General features: G+C 59.8%; 17 protein-coding genes. 9 read left to right on the forward strand and 8 right to left on the reverse strand.

The features are described from left to right. Positions 1-22: 22 nt before the first annotated feature. From SLW74_RS03755 to SLW74_RS03765, 3 genes are all read right to left on the reverse strand, one after another. Complete coding sequence (locus SLW74_RS03755; RefSeq protein ID WP_065987366.1) at positions 23-988, reverse strand: sulfonate ABC transporter substrate-binding protein; 966 nt, start codon at positions 986-988, stop codon at positions 23-25. A gap of 387 nt (positions 989-1,375) precedes the next feature. Then, positions 1,376-2,014 carry a peroxiredoxin gene (locus tag SLW74_RS03760; RefSeq protein WP_065987367.1) on the reverse strand — a complete coding sequence of 213 codons (639 nt, stop codon included), beginning with the start codon at positions 2,012-2,014 and terminating at the stop codon, positions 1,376-1,378. A gap of 142 nt (positions 2,015-2,156) precedes the next feature. Then, positions 2,157-3,539: an OprD family porin gene (locus SLW74_RS03765; RefSeq protein ID WP_410928169.1), complete on the reverse strand. Its 1,383-nt coding sequence runs from the start codon at positions 3,537-3,539 to the stop codon at positions 2,157-2,159. Positions 3,540-4,335: 796 nt separating this feature from the next. Between SLW74_RS03765 and tauA the strand changes: the two genes are divergently transcribed. From tauA to tauD, 4 genes are all read left to right on the forward strand, one after another. Beyond that, a complete protein-coding gene (gene tauA / locus SLW74_RS03770; protein WP_410928170.1) occupies positions 4,336-5,313 on the forward strand; it encodes a taurine ABC transporter substrate-binding protein in 978 nt (325 codons plus the stop codon). Between the two features lie 81 nt (positions 5,314-5,394). Next, positions 5,395-6,186 (forward strand): taurine ABC transporter ATP-binding subunit, encoded by a 792-nt coding sequence (gene tauB / locus SLW74_RS03775; protein WP_192130822.1) that lies wholly within the window; start codon positions 5,395-5,397, stop codon positions 6,184-6,186. Further along, complete coding sequence (gene tauC, locus SLW74_RS03780; protein WP_065987371.1) at positions 6,183-7,028, forward strand: taurine ABC transporter permease TauC; 846 nt, start codon at positions 6,183-6,185, stop codon at positions 7,026-7,028. The genes tauB and tauC overlap by 4 nt, the downstream gene beginning before the upstream one ends. A gap of 68 nt (positions 7,029-7,096) precedes the next feature. Further along, positions 7,097-7,930 carry a taurine dioxygenase gene (gene tauD / locus SLW74_RS03785; RefSeq protein ID WP_410928171.1) on the forward strand — a complete coding sequence of 278 codons (834 nt, stop codon included), beginning with the start codon at positions 7,097-7,099 and terminating at the stop codon, positions 7,928-7,930. Positions 7,931-8,292: 362 nt separating this feature from the next. On the opposite strand, the gene SLW74_RS03790 is transcribed toward tauD, so the two are convergent. Further along, positions 8,293-8,733 carry a hypothetical protein gene (locus SLW74_RS03790; RefSeq protein WP_410928172.1) on the reverse strand — a complete coding sequence of 147 codons (441 nt, stop codon included), beginning with the start codon at positions 8,731-8,733 and terminating at the stop codon, positions 8,293-8,295. Here SLW74_RS03790 and SLW74_RS03795 point away from each other — a divergent pair. Beyond that, the gene (locus SLW74_RS03795; protein ID WP_037016260.1) at positions 8,732-9,187 is read left to right on the forward strand and encodes a tRNA (cytidine(34)-2'-O)-methyltransferase; all 456 of its coding nucleotides are present in this window, start codon (positions 8,732-8,734) and stop codon (positions 9,185-9,187) included. The genes SLW74_RS03790 and SLW74_RS03795 overlap by 2 nt on opposite strands. A gap of 77 nt (positions 9,188-9,264) precedes the next feature. On the opposite strand, the gene secB is transcribed toward SLW74_RS03795, so the two are convergent. The 3 genes from secB to SLW74_RS03810 form a co-directional block, all read right to left on the reverse strand. Beyond that, complete coding sequence (secB, locus tag SLW74_RS03800; protein WP_065987376.1) at positions 9,265-9,759, reverse strand: protein-export chaperone SecB; 495 nt, start codon at positions 9,757-9,759, stop codon at positions 9,265-9,267. Between the two features lie 76 nt (positions 9,760-9,835). Then, on the reverse strand, positions 9,836-10,090 hold the full coding sequence (gene grxC / locus SLW74_RS03805; protein WP_065987377.1) for a glutaredoxin 3: 255 nt from the start codon (positions 10,088-10,090) through the stop codon (positions 9,836-9,838). A gap of 1 nt (position 10,091) precedes the next feature. Next, a complete protein-coding gene (locus tag SLW74_RS03810) occupies positions 10,092-10,505 on the reverse strand; it encodes a rhodanese-like domain-containing protein (RefSeq protein ID WP_065987378.1) in 414 nt (137 codons plus the stop codon). A 161-nt stretch (positions 10,506-10,666) separates the two neighbouring features. On the opposite strand from SLW74_RS03810, the gene gpmI reads away from it, so the two are divergent. From gpmI to SLW74_RS03830, 4 genes are all read left to right on the forward strand, one after another. Continuing rightward, entirely contained in the window at positions 10,667-12,202 is a 1,536-nt protein-coding gene (gene gpmI, locus SLW74_RS03815; RefSeq protein ID WP_410928173.1) for a 2,3-bisphosphoglycerate-independent phosphoglycerate mutase, read from the forward strand. Between the two features lie 138 nt (positions 12,203-12,340). Then, the gene (locus tag SLW74_RS03820; RefSeq protein ID WP_065987380.1) at positions 12,341-13,663 is read left to right on the forward strand and encodes a murein hydrolase activator EnvC family protein; all 1,323 of its coding nucleotides are present in this window, start codon (positions 12,341-12,343) and stop codon (positions 13,661-13,663) included. 30 nt (positions 13,664-13,693) lie between these two features. Next, the gene (locus SLW74_RS03825; RefSeq protein ID WP_065987381.1) at positions 13,694-15,025 is read left to right on the forward strand and encodes a S41 family peptidase; all 1,332 of its coding nucleotides are present in this window, start codon (positions 13,694-13,696) and stop codon (positions 15,023-15,025) included. A gap of 1 nt (position 15,026) precedes the next feature. Continuing rightward, positions 15,027-15,827, forward strand: a complete 801-nt coding sequence (locus SLW74_RS03830; protein ID WP_065987382.1) for a divergent polysaccharide deacetylase family protein — start codon at positions 15,027-15,029, stop codon at positions 15,825-15,827. Positions 15,828-15,861: 34 nt separating this feature from the next. Here SLW74_RS03830 and SLW74_RS03835 read toward each other — a convergent pair whose 3' ends face one another. Next, complete coding sequence (locus SLW74_RS03835; protein WP_065987513.1) at positions 15,862-16,644, reverse strand: substrate-binding periplasmic protein; 783 nt, start codon at positions 16,642-16,644, stop codon at positions 15,862-15,864. Positions 16,645-16,801 lie beyond the last annotated feature (157 nt).

The raw sequence follows: 16,801 nt of genomic DNA on the forward strand, positions 1-16,801 counted from the left end.
TTGTCTCCTTCCAATGCCGGGCTTACTGGGCTTTCGCGACAGCAGCGGGTGGCGTCCAGATCACATCAGCAATGCGCAATGGTTTAGGGATCAGCTTGAGCTGGTAGAAGGTGTCGGCGATTTTCTGTTGCGCAGCGACGGTTTCAGGCGTGATGAACAACGCCCCATAGCCCTGACGCTTCACCGACAGGCGGGTGATGTCTTCTGGCAGGCCGAGCAGCGGCGCGACCTGTTTGGTGACCTCTTCCGGGTTGGCCTTGGACCATTCGCCGACAGCGCGCACTTCTTCCACCAGGGTCTGGATCACCTTGGGGTGCTGCTGCGCATAGGGTTTGGTCGCCAGGTAGAACTGGTTGTTGTCGACGATGCCTTTGCCGTCGCGCAGGGTTCTCGCCTGCAATTGCTGTTCGGCGGCGGCCTGGTACGGATCCCAGATCACCCAGGCATCGACGCTGCCACGCTCGAAAGCGGCACGGGCATCGGCGGGCGGCAGGAAAACGGTCTGGATATCGGTGTACTTCAAGCCGGCTTCTTCCAGCGCGCGCACCAGCAGGTAATGCACGTTCGAGCCCTTATTGAGAACGACTTTCTTGCCCTTGAGGTCTTTGACCGAAGAGATCGGCGAATCCTTGGGCACCAGAATCGCTTCGCTGGTCGGCGCTGGCGGTTCGGAGGCGACATACAGCAGATCAGCGCCAGCGGCTTGGGCAAACACGGGCGGGGTTTCGCCCGTCACACCGAAGTCGATCGAGCCCACGTTCAGGCCTTCAAGCAACTGCGGGCCACCGGGAAATTCGGTCCACTGGACTTGCACGCCTTGATCGGCGAGTTTTTTCTCGAGCGAGCCTTTGGCCTTGAGCAGCACCAGCGTGCCGTATTTCTGGTAACCGATGCGCAAGGTATCGGCCTGGGCCTGAGTAACGACGCCGAAAGAAACCGCCGCAGCAAACAGAGCGACCAGGCCTCGACGCAAAATAACGGTGCCCATGGCACGCTCCTTTGGTGTGTAGCTAAGAGGTGGCACCTGCTCGTCCGATGGCGGACCAGTAAGGCAGAAAGGGATTCATGGCCGGCAATCTCGCCAGGACGGAGAGACCATAACAGGGGATGGTTATTCTCTAAAATCATATTTATTCATTTGGTTAGCACCAAAAGGAATATATAGATTGCTAAGTTCTTCGGTAATACGCGATCCCGTGGGAGCGAGCTTGCTCGCGAAGACTGACCTTCATTCTCCAGAGAAAGTGGCTGCATGCCCCGGCCCCGTCGTGAGCAAGCTCACTCCCACATAGGAGGGAATTCCTTCGTGGATGGCGTTTACAGCATAAAAAAGGACCGATAAATCGGCCCTCATTTAGTGCTCAAAGCGGGTGTATCAGCGATTCGGCTGTGGCGTCAGGCGCAGGTACGGCGTAACGGCTGTATAGCCTTTGGGGAAACGCTCCTTGATCTCCGCTTCGTCCTTGATCGACGGCACGATCACGACGTCTTCACCGTCCTTCCAGTTCGCCGGCGTGGCGACTTTGTAGTTGTCGGTCAGTTGCAGCGAATCGATCACCCGCAGGATCTCGTGAAAGTTGCGCCCGGTGCTGGCCGGGTAGGTGATGGTCAGGCGGACCTTCTTGTTCGGGTCGATCACGAACAGCGAGCGCACGGTCAGGGTCTCGCTGGCATTCGGGTGAATCAGGTCGTAAAGCTCGGAAACCTTGCGATCTTCGTCCGCCAGTATCGGGAAATTCACAAGGGTGTTCTGTGTGGTGTTGATGTCACCGATCCACTTGGTGTGGGATTCGGCCGAGTCCACGGACAGGGCAATCGCCTTGACGTTGCGCTTGTCGAATTCGTCTTTGAGTTTTGCGGTAAAGCCAAGCTCAGTGGTGCAGACGGGCGTGAAGTCGGCGGGGTGCGAAAACAATACCGCCCATTTGCCGTCCAGCCATTCGTGAAACCTGATCGGTCCTTCGCTGGAGTTCTGTTCGAAGTCGGGTGCGATGTCGCCGAGTTTAAGGCCCATTGAGTCGTGCTCCTTGGATAATGAGTTATCAATCACTGTGCATCCCAGCATCTGAAAACAAAAGGAACGATTGGTGCTGGATAACATTATTTCGGGCATAAAAAAGCCCCGCCGAAGCGGGGCTCTTTTCAACACATCACGCTTATTTGAAGGCGTAGGTGTAGTTGAGGACCAAACGGGTCTGGTCAGTGTCTTGCTGGCTAGCGTACAGATCGGAATCCGAACGCAGGTTGGCGCGACGCAGGGTCACGCCGAAGCCTTTCATGAAGCCGTCCTGGAACACGTAGTCGATACGCATGTCACGTTCCCACTCCGAACCACGACCCAGCGATGCGCTTTGCAGACGGATCTGATCGCCGTACAGGTAAGCAATGGCAGCTTTCAGGCCAGGCACGCCCAAACGTGCGAAGTCGTAGGAGTACTGACCAAACTTGGTCTGTTCGCCAGTGCGGGTGAAGTTGGTGATCATGCTGTCAGTGAACAAGTAAACGCTGTTACCACCTTCACCTTCGTTACGACCGTTGGAGAGGCCGTTGCGGGTCACGCTACCGTTGTTCATGACTGGCATGGCGCCGCTGTCACTGACAGACTGGTAGCCCAACAGAAATGCGTTACCACCCAGGGTGTAGGTGAACATCGCAGTCCAGGTGTTGTTGTCCACTTCGCCGTTGTCACTGTAGCCGTTGTTGAACTTGTAACCGGTATTGACAGTTTGGCCGTTCTTGCCATCGGAGGTGCTATGGAAGTAACGCAGGTCGGTCTTGAACGACTGGTCTTCAGCGATTGGCAGGACGTGTACCAGACCGAGGAACTGCTGCTTGTAATAATCTTCCAGGTTGGCGTAGTAGTACTGAACGGTCAGATCTTTGGTGACTTTGTAATCGCCGCCAGCGAACTGGAAGTTGTTGGAGCCTTCGGTGCCAGCGTTGAGGGACATATCAGCATAGTTGCTGGACGCACGACCCGCAGCCTTTGTCAGCTTACCGGCGGTTAGAGTCAGGCCGTCGATTTCTTTGGAAGTGACGATGCCACCCTCGAAGGTCTGAGGCAGGAGACGACCGTCGTTCGCTACGAGGATAGGCAGGTTAGGCTGCAGCGCGTTACCCACTTTCAGCTCAGTCTTCGACAGCTTGACCTTGGCGTTTGCACCGGCACGTGCCCAGTCAGCCACCGGCGTGCCGTCGGAAGTTGTAGGGGTAATGCTGTTAGCAGTAGTGCCGTTGGCGGCACGGTTGTCGATACCGCCGCTCAAGTTAATGCCGTACATGCCTTGAACGTCGAGACCAAAGCCAACAGTACCCGGGGTGTAGCCGGAAATGAAGTTGAACAGGAAGCCCTGGGTGGTCTGGCGCTGATCCTGACCTTTGAGAGTACCGCTAGCGTTACGGTTCTCACGCGGATCTTGTTCGAAATAAAGGGTACGGGAACTGAGTGTCGCTTTGCTGTCATCCAGGAAACCAGCTGCACCAGCCTGAGTAGCCAAGACACCTGCGTATACGGCCAAGGCCAGGGTGGACTTCTTCATTGTGTATCGCTCCTCATGAATCTAATTTTTGTAGTTCCCGGGCCCGAGCGTAAGGCTCAAAGCCGAGGATGCGCGATTAGCGCCGGACCTGACTCGGCGAGTCAATGGCCCCAAGACTAATTGACTAGACCGCGTTACAGCTGGCTGCAAGGTAAGGTAAATCCTTTAAACCCAAAAAGACTTGTTAGACCAGCTTTTATGCCAAGCAGTTATATGTCACAAGCCGTTTCAGCCGTCCGTTGCGGAGTGTATCGGCCCGAATCCCTAATTCCCAAAACATATTTCAGTGCCGTTCGTCAGATCGATACGTTTAGTGCTGTCGTACAACAGGAACTTGACCGGCAAGTCACGGTCCGCCTGCGAAACTGGGTGAGAACTGCCTTCCTAACTCACTGAAAACAATCAGATTTCATGTGCAGTAGACGCAAACATTGCAGTTGTCACCCTGCTGTCCGTCACTTTTCCGCTGACGCCGCAGAAAAATGGATAAAGCGCGTCATTCAGCCCGCTCATTCACCCATCGCGCTGATCAGCCGTCTAAATCTGCTCACAAGACGACCACACATCCCCGCAGCACATCCTTAAACAGGCGTCGCGATCGTATTTACAAATTGTGACGATTCGATGACCTCCCATCGCAGCAGGCGCTTTCTCAAGGACTCCATGCGGGGGAAGACACCTACCCGTATGGAAATAAACGCTAAGCACATTCCAAAAGGTTATTTATTTCGAGTTTCTTAGATCATTTAAGCTCTGCGCCATTCGAAGGCGGTGTGCCTTGCCACGGAGCGTCACCATGAAACTGCTCAAGCCCCTACGCGTCCTCGCGGCCTTATCGCTCGCCGGCTCGGCGCTGTTCGTTCAGGCCGCCGACTTTACGGTCGCCTACCAGACCACCGTGGACCCGGCAAAGGTCGCCCAGGCCGATGGCGCCTATGAAAAGGCGACGGGCTCAAAGATTTCATGGCGTAAATTCGATAACGGGGCGGACGTGATCACCGCGATCGCGTCGGGTGACGTACAGATCGGCTATCTCGGCTCCAGCCCTCTCACCGCGGCGGCCACGCGAAAAGTACCCGTGGAGACGTTCCTGATTGCCACCCAGATCGGCGCTGCCGAGGCGCTGGTTGCGCGTAATGGCTCCGGCATCAACAGCCCACAGGATTTGATCGGCAAGAAGATCGCCGTGCCGTTCGTATCGACCGGCCACTACAGCCTGCTCGCCGCCCTGAAGCACTGGAAGATCGACCCGGCAAAAGTGACCATTCTCAACCTCGCCCCACCGGCCATTGCGGCGGCGTGGAAACGCGGTGACATCGACGCCACTTACGTCTGGGACCCGGCACTCGGCGTCGCCAAGGAGACAGGCAAAGTGCTGATCACGTCGGGCGAGCTGGCGAAGGTCGGCGCGCCGACCTTTGATGCGTGGATCGTGCGCAAAGACTTCGCCGACAAGCATCCTGAGGTCGTCAAAGCCTTCGCCAAAACCACCCTGGACGCCTACGCCGCCTACCGCAAGGATCCAGCGGCCTGGCTGGCCAACGCGAGCAACGTCGACAAGCTGGTGAAGCTGTCCGGCGCCAAACCGGGCGACATCCCCGGCCTGTTGCAGGGCAACGTCTACCCACTGGCGGCCGATCAGGTCAGTGAGCTGGGCGCGCCAACCACCGACGCGATCACCAAGACCGCCGCGTTTCTCAAGGAGCAGGGCAAGGTCGACGCCGTGCTGGCCGATTACAGCCCTTATGTGAGCGCGAAGTTCGTCACCCCGTAAGCGCAAGCGTCATCCGGGTACCGCGCCGGCTTCGACAGCCATGGCCGTTCATGCACATCTATCAGAAGCGGAGCCCATGCCATGGCCCTGTTACAACTGGAGCGCATCAGCGCACAGTATCCCGGTGCGGCCTCGCCGGTGCTGTCGGATATTTCCCTGACCCTCGGTCCGCAGCAACTGCTGGTTGCCCTGGGCCCATCCGGCAGCGGCAAGACTTCGTTGCTGAACCTGATTGCCGGGTTCGTCGCGCCCAGCGCAGGCCGCATTACCCTCGATGGCGTGCCGGTGAGCGGGCCGAGCGCCGAGCGTGGCGTCGTGTTTCAGGATGACGCTCTGCTGCCTTGGCAGGATGTACTGGCCAACGTCGCATTCGGGCTGGAGCTGGCGGGCATCGCCCGTGAAAAACGCGAGGCCAAAGCGCGCGATATGCTGGCGCTGGTCGATCTCGCCGGCTTCGAGAAGCGGCGTATCTGGGAATTGTCAGGCGGGCAGAAGCAACGTGTGGGCCTCGCCCGCGCATTGGCGGCCGACCCACGTGTGCTGCTGATGGACGAGCCTTTCGGCGCGCTGGACGCCTTTACCCGTGAACAGATGCAAGAGCTGCTGCTGCAGGTCTGGCAACGCAGCGCCAAGCCGGTCTTCCTTATCACCCACGACATTGAGGAAGCGGTGTTCCTGTCGACCGATCTGATTCTGCTTGCGCCCAACCCCGGTCACATCGTCGAGCACCTGAAGCTCGACTTCGGTCAGCGTTACAGCGCAGGTGAATCGGCCCGCGCCATCAAGTCCGACCCTCGCTTCATCGAAACCCGCGAGCACGTGTTGGCGCGGGTATTTTCCCAGCGGCAGAGCGTTCGGGAGCAACGGGCATGAGTCTTTATCAATCGCCGGAGCCGGCGCTCACCCGCGCGCCGGCAAACACCGCACGCCATCAGCCCTCTTCTTTTTATCTGAGCACGCGCACCATCAGCGCCCTTACCCTCGCCGTCCTGCTGGGCGGCTGGTGGGTGATCACAGCCCTTGAGTGGGTCGAACCGCTGTTTCTGCCGCCGCCCGCCGCTGTGCTGGAAAAAGCCTGGTTGCTGATGACCAAGGGCTATATGGACTCCACGCTCTGGCAGCACTTGGGCGCGAGTTTGCAGCGCATCGGCCTGGCGCTTTTCTTCGCCGTGCTGACGGCCATCCCCATCGGCATCGCCATTGGTCACAACCGAATCGCGCGAGGCATTTTCGACCCGCTGATCGAGTTCTATCGTCCGGTGCCGCCGCTGGCCTACCTGCCGTTGATCGTGATCTGGTGCGGCATTGGCGAATTCTCCAAAGTCCTGCTGATTTATCTGGCGATCTTCGCGCCGATCGCCATTGCCACCGCCACCGGTGTGCGCACGGTCGACAGCGCAAAACTGCGCGCGGCTCAATCCCTGGGTGCCACCCGCTGGCAACTCATTCGCTACGTCATTCTGCCCAGCGCCCTGCCCGACATCCTCACCGGCGTGCGCATCGGCCTCGGCGTGGGGTGGTCGACGCTGGTGGCTGCCGAGCTGATCGCCGCCACCAGTGGCCTGGGTTTCATGGTCCAGTCAGCCGCGCAATTTCTGGTGACCGACGTGGTAGTGCTGGGGATTCTGGTCATCGCGCTGATCGCTTTCGCGCTGGAAATGGGCCTGCGCGCGCTGCAACGCAAGCTCGTGCCCTGGCATGGCCAGAACCACTGAATCGACAACCTTATGACTGACTACGCCGACACCTCGGCGCCGAACACACGAGCACACTCGAGACCATCATGAGCATCGACATCCACCCGCTCAGCCCGGCACTGGGCGCACAGATCAGCAGCGTTGACCTCAGCCGCGACCTGACCGGCGAACAACGCAACGCTATCGAACAGGCGCTGCTTGATCATCAGGTGCTGTTCTTCCGCGACCAGCCGATCACGCCGCAGCAGCAAGCGCGCTTCGCCGCCAACTTTGGTGACCTGCACATTCATCCGATCTACCCGAACGTGCCGGAACAGCCTGAAGTGCTGGTTCTCGACACCGCGGTCACCGAAGTGCGCGACAACGCCATCTGGCACACCGATGTCACCTTTCTGCCGACGCCTGCGCTGGGGGCGGTGCTCAGCGCCAAGCAGGTGCCGGCTTACGGTGGAGATACGTTGTGGGCGAGCGGCATCGCCGCGTTCGAAGCGCTGTCCGGGCCGATGCAGACCTTGCTCGACGGCTTGACCGCGACCCATGACTTCACCCGGTCATTTCCGCTGGAGCGTTTTGGCAACACGGCTGAAGACCTCGCGCGCTGGGAGGAGACGCGCCGTAAGAACCCGCCGCTGTCGCACCCGGTCATTCGCACGCACCCGGTCAGCGGTCGCAAAGCGTTGTTCGTGAACGACGGTTTCACCACCCGGATCAATGAACTGGAAGCTGCTGAAAGCGAGGCGATTCTGAAGTTGCTGTTCGCCCATGGGACGCGCCCGGAGTTCACCCTGCGCTGGCGCTGGCAGGCAAACGACGTGGCCATGTGGGACAACCGCGTGACCCAGCATTACGCGGTGGACGATTACCGCCCGCAGCGCCGTGTGATGCACCGTGCGACGATCCTGGGTGATGCGCCGTTCTGATAAAAGGCCGGCAGATGCGCTGATGCTTTTAGTGGGACCGGCTTCAGCCGGGAAGAGGCCGGTGAGTGCGCTATAGATTTGCCGCTGCGTTAGGGAGTGCATCACTTTGGTCACTCGACACGGGTAAATGCGCGAATAGCGTGCAAAAACGCTCATCAAACGTCCAACTCCGAAAGCCGATTCGAACCTCAGCTCGATGCAGGCATTGAAAAGGCACGGTCTCCAAGGCCCTAAACCCGACGCCTGCGGGACATTACGAATATTCCTACAGACTTTTCTGAAAACTGGCACGCAGGCTGCAATAGGTTATACATCACCAGTTTTGGGGACCTTGGTACAGGCAGGCCGGGGATTCCCCTCTTTTAATCCTCTCGGAGACTGACCTCCAGTCTCCAGCGCCCGTCCTGGGTTGCACCGCGCCAGTCGCCGTGCAGAGGACGGGCCGCCAGCAGGTTCAGCAACAATCCCTTATCGCTTCGTTGCACCCTCCAGCGCACGTTTTTGCCGTTGAGCTTCAGTTCGCCCTTCTGCGGCTGACCCTGGGCGTTGAACAGCAACGCCACCGCGCCATCGATGTGTTCACCGTGGAGCTGCGGCTCGCGGTTGAACCACACGGCAACGCCGCTGGGTAACACTTCGATGCTTTGCAGCTGAATCGGGTCCGGGGTCGTCACGCGGCCGATCATCAGCCCGACCATGACGCCGACAATCGCCACCGAGCCCAGAAACTTGGGCCACAGCTTCGGTCTGGGGTCTTCTTCAGGGGTAGAATGCATCCCGTCCTTTCGTTCGGAGCCGTGCATGTTTCACGTGATCCTTTTTCAACCAGAAATTCCGCCGAATACCGGCAACATCATCAGGCTCTGCGCCAACAGCGGCTGCAGCCTGCATTTGATCGAGCCGCTGGGCTTCGAGCTGGATGACAAGCGCCTGCGTCGAGCCGGCCTTGATTACCACGAATACGCCACGCTGCATCGTCACGCCGACCTGCCGAGCTGCCTTGAAAGCATCGGCCATCCGCGGTTGTTCGCTTTTACCACAAAGGGCTCACGGGTTTTCCACGATGCGCAATTCGAGGAGGGTGATGCCTTCCTCTTCGGCCCGGAAAGCCGAGGCCTGCCACCGGAGGTGCTGGATCCGCTGTCGAGCGATCAACGCCTGCGCCTGCCGATGCGCGAAGGCTGCCGCAGTCTGAACCTGTCGAATACTGTGGCGGTTGCCGTGTATGAGGGCTGGCGGCAGTTGGGGTTCAAGTAGCCGTTACGCGCCGAAAGTCATACGCCGCCCACAAAAAAGCGCCCATCACAGGCGCTTTTTCATTGCAGCGACAACGCTTACTGAACGGTAGGCGTTGGCGTTTCGCCGCTTTCCTGCATGCGTTGCAGTTCTTGCGCATACAGGGCGTCGAAGTTCACCGGGGCCAGCATCAGCGCAGGGAACGAGCCACGGACAACCAGGCTGTCGATGGTTTCGCGAGCGTATGGGAAAAGGATATTCGGGCAGAACGCGCCCAGGGTGTGGCTCATCGAGCTGGCATCCAGGCCCTTGATCAGGAAGATACCGGCTTGCTGCACTTCAGCGATGAAGGCGATTTCTTCGCCGTTCTTCACTTCGACCGACAGGGTCAGCACGACTTCGTAGAAGTCATTTTCCAGCTGCTTCTGGCGGGTGTTCAGGTCCAGGCTGACGCTCGGGGTCCATTCCTGACGGAAGATCGCCGGGCTTTTTGGCGCTTCGAACGACAGGTCGCGAACATAGATGCGCTGCAGGGAAAACTGCGGTGCTTCTTCTTCGTTGGAAATGGCGCCGTTATTCGGTTGATCAGTCATCTCAAATCCTTACATTGAGGTCTTGTAGGCTTCCGGGCTGTGCGACGAACCATCGCTTCCACATCCCGGCTCGAATTCAGGCGCTCAGCAGCTTATCCAGCTTGCCGGCGCGCTCCAGGGCGAACAGGTCGTCGCAACCGCCCACATGGACCGAGCCGATCCAGATCTGCGGAACCGAGGTACGCCCGGATTTTTTGGTCATTTCAGCGCGAATCTGTGGCTTGCCGTCGACCTTGATCTCTTGGAAGCCGACGCCCTTGCCCGCCAGCAGCGACTTGGCGCGGGAGCAATATGGGCAGTAATCGCTGGAGTAGACGACGACGTCGGTCATGTCACTTCACCAACGGCAGGTTGTCGCCGCGCCATGATGAGACACCACCGGACAGCTTGGCGGCGTTGAAGCCCGCTTTCAGCAGCTCACGGGCGGTGTGGCCGGCGTGCTGGCCAGCGGCATCAACGATGATGAGGGTTTTAGGCTTGAATTTCTCCAGCTCCGCGGTGCGGGTCAGGATTTTGTCCTGAGGGAAATTCACGGCACCGACGATGTGGCCAGCCGTGAAGTCTTTCTTGGCGCGCACGTCGATAACAACGGCTTCATCGCGGTTGACCATGGCGGTCAGTTCACCGGTGCTCAGGCTGCGGCCACCTTTGCTAAGCTCCGTTGCGATCAGCAGGCCCAGCAGGATGACGAAAGCACCCGTCAGCAAATAGTGATTCGTGGCAAATTCAATCAGGTGAGCAACCATCATCAGGTTCCAGGGCGTTAAAATGTCGGCCAGTATACACAGCCCCCAAGGTGGGCCAAAGCCCGTACGGCAGTCACTCCGTTTAGCTTGTCGCTGATTTGAACTTGTCCCTAAACTGTCGATCTTTTTTCTACTTCACCTATTAGCCAAGAGTGGGATTCATGACTACCACGCCTAAACCTTTGGTTCTGATCATCCTGGATGGCTTCGGTCACAGCGACAGCCACCACGGCAATGCGGTCTACGCAGCGAAGATGCCGGTCTTCGATCGCCTGTACCAGACCATGCCAAACGGCTTGATCTCCGGGTCCGGCATGGATGTCGGTCTGCCTGACGGGCAGATGGGCAACTCCGAAGTCGGCCACATGAACCTGGGCGCCGGCCGAGTGGTGTATCAGGACTTCACCCGCGTGACCAAAGCGATCCGCGACGGCGAGTTCTTCGAAAATCCCGCCATCTGCAAAGCCGTCGATCAGGCCGTGGGCGCTGGCAAGGCCGTACACATCCTCGGCCTGTTGTCCGACGGCGGCGTTCACAGCCATGAAGATCACCTGGTGGCGATGGTTGAGCTGGCTGCCCAGCGCGGCGCCGACAAAATCTACCTGCACGCCTTCCTCGATGGCCGCGACACGCCACCGCGCAGCGCCCATCAATACCTCGCCACCATGGAAGCCGCTTACGCGCGCCTGGGCAAAGGTCGCACCGCCACGATCATCGGCCGCTACTTCGCCATGGACCGCGACAATCGCTGGGACCGTGTCGAGTCGGCCTATAACCTGATCGTTGACGGCACGTCGGAATTCCACGCCGACACCGCCAAGGCCGCGCTGGACGCTGCTTATGAGCGCGGCGAAAACGACGAATTCGTCAAAGCCACCCGCATTGGCGCGCCGGTGACAGTGGAGGACGGCGACGCGGTGGTGTTCATGAACTTCCGGTCCGACCGTGCCCGCGAATTGACCCGCGTGTTCGTCGAAGACGATTTCGCAGGCTTCGCCCGTCGTCGTCAGGCCAGACTGGCCGGTTTCGTCACGCTGACCAAGTACGCCGCCAACATCGACGCACCCGCGGCGTTCGAAAAAGCCGGCCTGCACAACGTGCTAGGCGAATACCTCTCGAACAACGGCAAGACGCAGCTGCGCATCGCCGAAACCGAGAAGTACGCCCACGTGACGTTCTTTTTCTCGGGCGGCCGTGAAGAACCTTTCCCCGGCGAAGAACGCATCCTGATCCCGTCCCCGAAAGTCGCGACCTACGACCTGCAGCCGGAAATGAGCGCGCCGGAAGTCACCGACCGAATCGTCGACGCCATCGAGCATCAGCGTTACGACGTGATCGTCGTCAACTACGCCAACGGCGACATGGTCGGCCACAGCGGGATCATGGAAGCAGCGGTCAAGGCAGTCGAATGCCTGGACGTCTGCGTCGGCCGCATCACCCAGGCGCTGGAAAAAGTCGGCGGCGAAGCGCTGATCACGGCCGACCACGGCAACGTCGAACAGATGACCAACGAGGAGACCCATCAGCCTCACACTGCTCACACCACTGAGCCGGTGCCTTTCGTTTATGTAGGCAAGCGTGACCTGAAGGTGCGCGAAGGCGGCGTGTTGGCCGACGTGGCACCGACCATGCTGATGCTGCTCGGCATGGAAATCCCGCAAGAGATGACCGGCACCCCGATTCTGGTCGCCAAGTAAGCCTCTTGAACCGGCCCGCCAGTCGCTGGCGGGCCGGTTTTGTATGAAATGTCTGACGGCCACGTCGTCCGAGCGTTTTTTTTGCAGCCACCGCCGGGCATACTAGGCCCGTCTTTACTCCTGGTATCGCCCAACCTCATGCTTCGCGCCCTGATCACCCTCGCCTTGATTTGTCTGCTCAATCCGGCCTTCGCCGACGATGATCGCGCACAAACGCAGAAACAGCTGGATGCCACGCGTCAGGACATCACCGAACTGAAGAAAGCGCTGGGCCAGTTGCAAGAAGAAAAGTCCGGGGTCCAGAAAGACCTGCGCTCCACTGAAACCGAGATGGGCAAGCTGGAAAAGCAGGTGGAGGCCCTGCAAAAGGAACTAAAAAAGAGTGAAAGCGAGCTGCAACGGCTCGACCAGGAGAAAAAAAAACTCCAGAGCGCACGCGTTGAACAACAACGATTGATCGCCATCCAGGCCCGCGCTGCTTATCAGAGCGGCCGCCAGGAATACCTCAAACTGCTGCTCAATCAGCAGAACCCTGAAAAATTCGCCCGCACCCTCACCTATTACGATTACCTGAGCAAGGCACGCCTGGAGCAGTTGCGCAGCTTCAACGAAACCCTGCGCCAGCTGGCCGGCGTCGAGAAAGACATCGACCTGCAGCAAGCGCAGCTTCTGGTGCAGAAGAGTTCGCTGGATGACCAGAAGGCCCAGCTCGACACCGTCCGCCAGGAACGTCAGGTGGCGCTGGCCAAGCTGAATCAGGATTACAAAGCCCGCGACCAGAAGCTGCAGTCGCGGCAGCAGGATCAGGCCGACCTGACCAAGGTCCTCAAGACCATTGAAGAAACCCTTGCCCGTCAGGCCCGCGAAGCCGAAGAGGCGCGTCAGAAAGCGCTGTTGGCGCAGCAAGAAGCCGAGAAACGGCAACGCGAGCAGGAAGCGCTGGCGAAAAACCGCGCGAAAGACGACGCGAAGGACGACAGCGATGTGGCCCCTCGGCGCCCGACCAAGGCGCCCGGCGCGATGGTTTCCAGTGCCGGTCAGTCTTACGGCGGCGCTTTTGAGCAAGCAAGGGGAAAACTTCCTTGGCCCGTCGATGGTCGATTGTTGGCGCGATTCGGCGAAAGCCGTGGCGATGACGAGCGCACCAAGTGGGACGGTGTGTTGATCAGTGCGGCTGCAGGCAGCCAGGTCCGCGCGGTGCACGGTGGTCGGGTGGTCTTCGCCGACTGGTTGCGCGGCGCCGGGCTTCTGGTCATCCTCGACCACGGCAATGGTTATTTGAGTCTGTACGGTCACAACCAGAGCCTGTTGAAAGAGGCCGGTGACGTCGTAAAAGCCGGAGAAGCGATCTCCACTGTCGGTAACAGTGGTGGCGGTCAGGACACTCCGGCGTTGTATTTCGCTATTCGTCAGCAGGGTCGCCCTAGTGATCCGGCCCAATGGTGTCGCACTCAAGGATAAGTCGACACCTCACTCAGGAGTTCGTAAGACATGCTGTTTTCGTCCCGCCTCACCTCGCTGGCCCTGACTATCGCCGTGGTTATCGGCGCTCCTCTGGCCCAGGCTGCCGGCGCCACCCCAGCTGCTGTGCCTGCCGCCACTGCGCCCGCCAACGCCGCGAATATCAAGGCGCCGCTGCCGCTCGACGAGCTGCGCACTTTCGCCGAGGTCATGGACCGGATCAAAGCGGCTTACGTCGAGCCCGTTGATGACAAGACTCTGCTGGAAAACGCCATCAAGGGCATGCTCAGCAACCTCGACCCGCACTCCGCCTACCTGGGCCCGGAAGACTTCCAGGAGCTGCAGGAAAGCACCAGCGGCGAGTTCGGCGGGCTGGGTATCGAAGTGGGCGTCGAAGACGGCTTTGTAAAAGTCGTCTCCCCCATCGATGACACCCCTGCGTCCAAGGCTGGTATCGAGGCTGGAGACTTGATCGTGAAGATCAACGGCACGCCGACCCAGGGCCAGACGATGCAGGAAGCCGTGGACAAGATGCGCGGCAAGCTGGGCGAGAAAATCACCCTGACGCTGGTGCGTGACGGCGGCAATCCGTTCGACGTGACACTGGCGCGCGCCACCATCCAGGTCAAAAGCGTGAAAGCGCAGATGCTGGAGCCGGGTTACGGCTATATCCGCATCACCCAGTTCCAGGTCAAAACGGGTGAAGAAGTCGGTAAGGCACTGGCCAAGCTGCGCAAAGACAACGGCAAGAAGATGAGCGGCCTGATCCTCGACCTGCGCAACAACCCGGGCGGTGTGTTGCAGGCGGCAGTTGAAGTGGCTGACCACTTCCTGACCAAGGGCCTGATCGTCTACACCAAAGGTCGCATCGCCAATTCCGAACTGCGCTTCTCGGCAGACCCGGCCGACGCCAGCGAGGGCGTGCCTCTGGTTGTGCTGATCAACGGCGGCAGCGCCTCGGCGTCTGAAATCGTCGCCGGCGCGTTGCAAGACCAGAAGCGCGGCATCCTGATGGGTACCGATACGTTCGGCAAAGGCTCGGTGCAGACCGTTCTGCCGCTGGCCAACGACCGCGCGCTGAAGATCACCACTGCGCTGTATTACACGCCTAACGGTCGCTCGATTCAGGCCCAGGGGATCAACCCGGACATCGAAGTCAAACGCGCCAAGCTCACCGCCGAAGCCGATGGCGACAACTACAAAGAGGCCGATCTGCTCGGCCACCTGGGCAACGGCAACGGCGGCGCAGACAAGCCGACCACCAAGGCGAAGGCTGGCAAGGCGCGTCCGCAGGACGATGACTACCAGATGAACCAGGCCCTCAGCTTGCTCAAGGGTTTGAGTGTCACGCGCGGCAATTGAGATGCGCGTCTGGTTGACCGGGCTGATCTGCGCCCTGGCCTTCACAACGGGTGCTGCACATGCAGCGCCCGCCGAGTCCTCAGCGACCGTCGGCAAAGCGCCGAAGGTCGCCTATCTCAGTTTGATCATCGACGATCTCGGACAGAACCCTGATCGGGACAGCCGCGCGCTGGCCCTTCCCGGCCCCGTGACGCTGGCAATCATGCCCGACACGCCCCACGCCACCGAGTTTGCCCGTCAGGCGCACAAGGCTGGCAAGACCGTCATGCTGCACATGCCCATGGACCCCGCGACCGGGCCGTACGCCTGGCATCCCGAATTGCCACTCCCCGAACTCGAATCGCGTCTGAACGCCGCGCTGCTGAAAGTCCCTTTTGCCGCTGGCATCAACAACCACATGGGCAGCCGCATGACGGCAGAGCCGGTGGCCATGGGCTGGCTAGTGGGCGAATTGCAGCGCCGCCATCTGTTTCTGGTCGACAGCCGCACCAGCGCCAAAACCGTTGCCGCTGCCGAGGCGCAGAAGATCGGTCTCGCCAGCGTGTCCCGCGACGTCTTCCTGGACGACGAGCGCACCGCAGAGGCCATTAGCGGCCAGCTCCAGACGGCGATCAAACTGGCGCACAAGCAGGGCTCGGCCGTGATGATCGGCCACCCCTATCCAGTGACGCTCGATGTGCTCGAGCGCGAGCTGCCCAAGCTTAAATCCCAAGGTATAGAGCTGATCGAGATCCGCCACATGGTCACTGAGCGCGGAAATGAGGCGATGGCCGGCCATGGCAAGAACGGGCGTTATCGCTAGGCCGAAGGCGCTTCGCCAGAGGTGCTGGCAGTCCTTAGAGATATTCGGCGAAAATCGAATCGACCACGCCTTCCTTGCGCAGCTGATCCAGCGCACGTTGCAGCCGCTGGACTACTGCATCCGGGGTGTCTTTGTTCAATGCCAGAAACAGTTCGGCGCTGTTAAAGCGCAGCACGGTTTTCAATCCCGTGATGCCTTCCTGCCGCGCCAGGTATCGCCCCGCCGGATCGCCGGTGGCCCACAGGTCGAGCTGACCGTCGACCAGCTTCCGGGCGTTATCCTTGTCGCTGAGCACCGTGATCGGCTTCATGCCCTGACGCGCAAGCTCCATCGCAATGGCGTCGCCCTTGTAGGCGCCGATTCGATAAGACCGCGCGGCTTCAAGCGTGCTCAGCTGGATTGGGCTGTCAGCCCGCGCCAGCAAAATCCAGTCGTCGGGGCCGATCGGTCCGACCCACTTGAAGAGCTTTTCGCGCTCGGGCAATCGCGCGGTCACGAACACGCCGTAGCCGGGATTTTCCATCGCCAGTTTGTAGATGCGATCCCAGGGGAAGCGCAGGGTCAGGTTGTAGCCGATACCGGCGCGCTTGAAGGTCTCGCGCACCACCTCGACGGCGATGCCCTTGATGTTGCTTTCCTGGGCGAAGTTTTTCCCGTCCGTGGCCATGTTGTAAGGCGGGAAGTTCTCTGTCAGCAGGACAAACGAGGTGTCCGCCCGCGTGCTTCCGCCAGCAGAGCCGTTCAGCTCTTCTGCATGAATCACTGCGCTTGCAACACAACCGAACAGCGCAAAAAGAAAAGCTGAAATTCTCAGCATTTGACTCATCTCTATCCATGACTTCACACAGGGTGCAGGCCCTCCGCACCGTTGTCCAGAGCCTTCGGCCGGCAGCCGTGCTTTGTCGCTGAAGCCATAAATATGTATGTGACCCGAGCGCATTTTATCTGACTACCTGACGGCCTCTTTCCAACCG

It is taken from the genome of Pseudomonas sp. W5-36, from assembly GCF_046540455.1.
Classification (GTDB): Bacteria; Pseudomonadota; Gammaproteobacteria; order Pseudomonadales; family Pseudomonadaceae; genus Aquipseudomonas; species Aquipseudomonas graminis_B.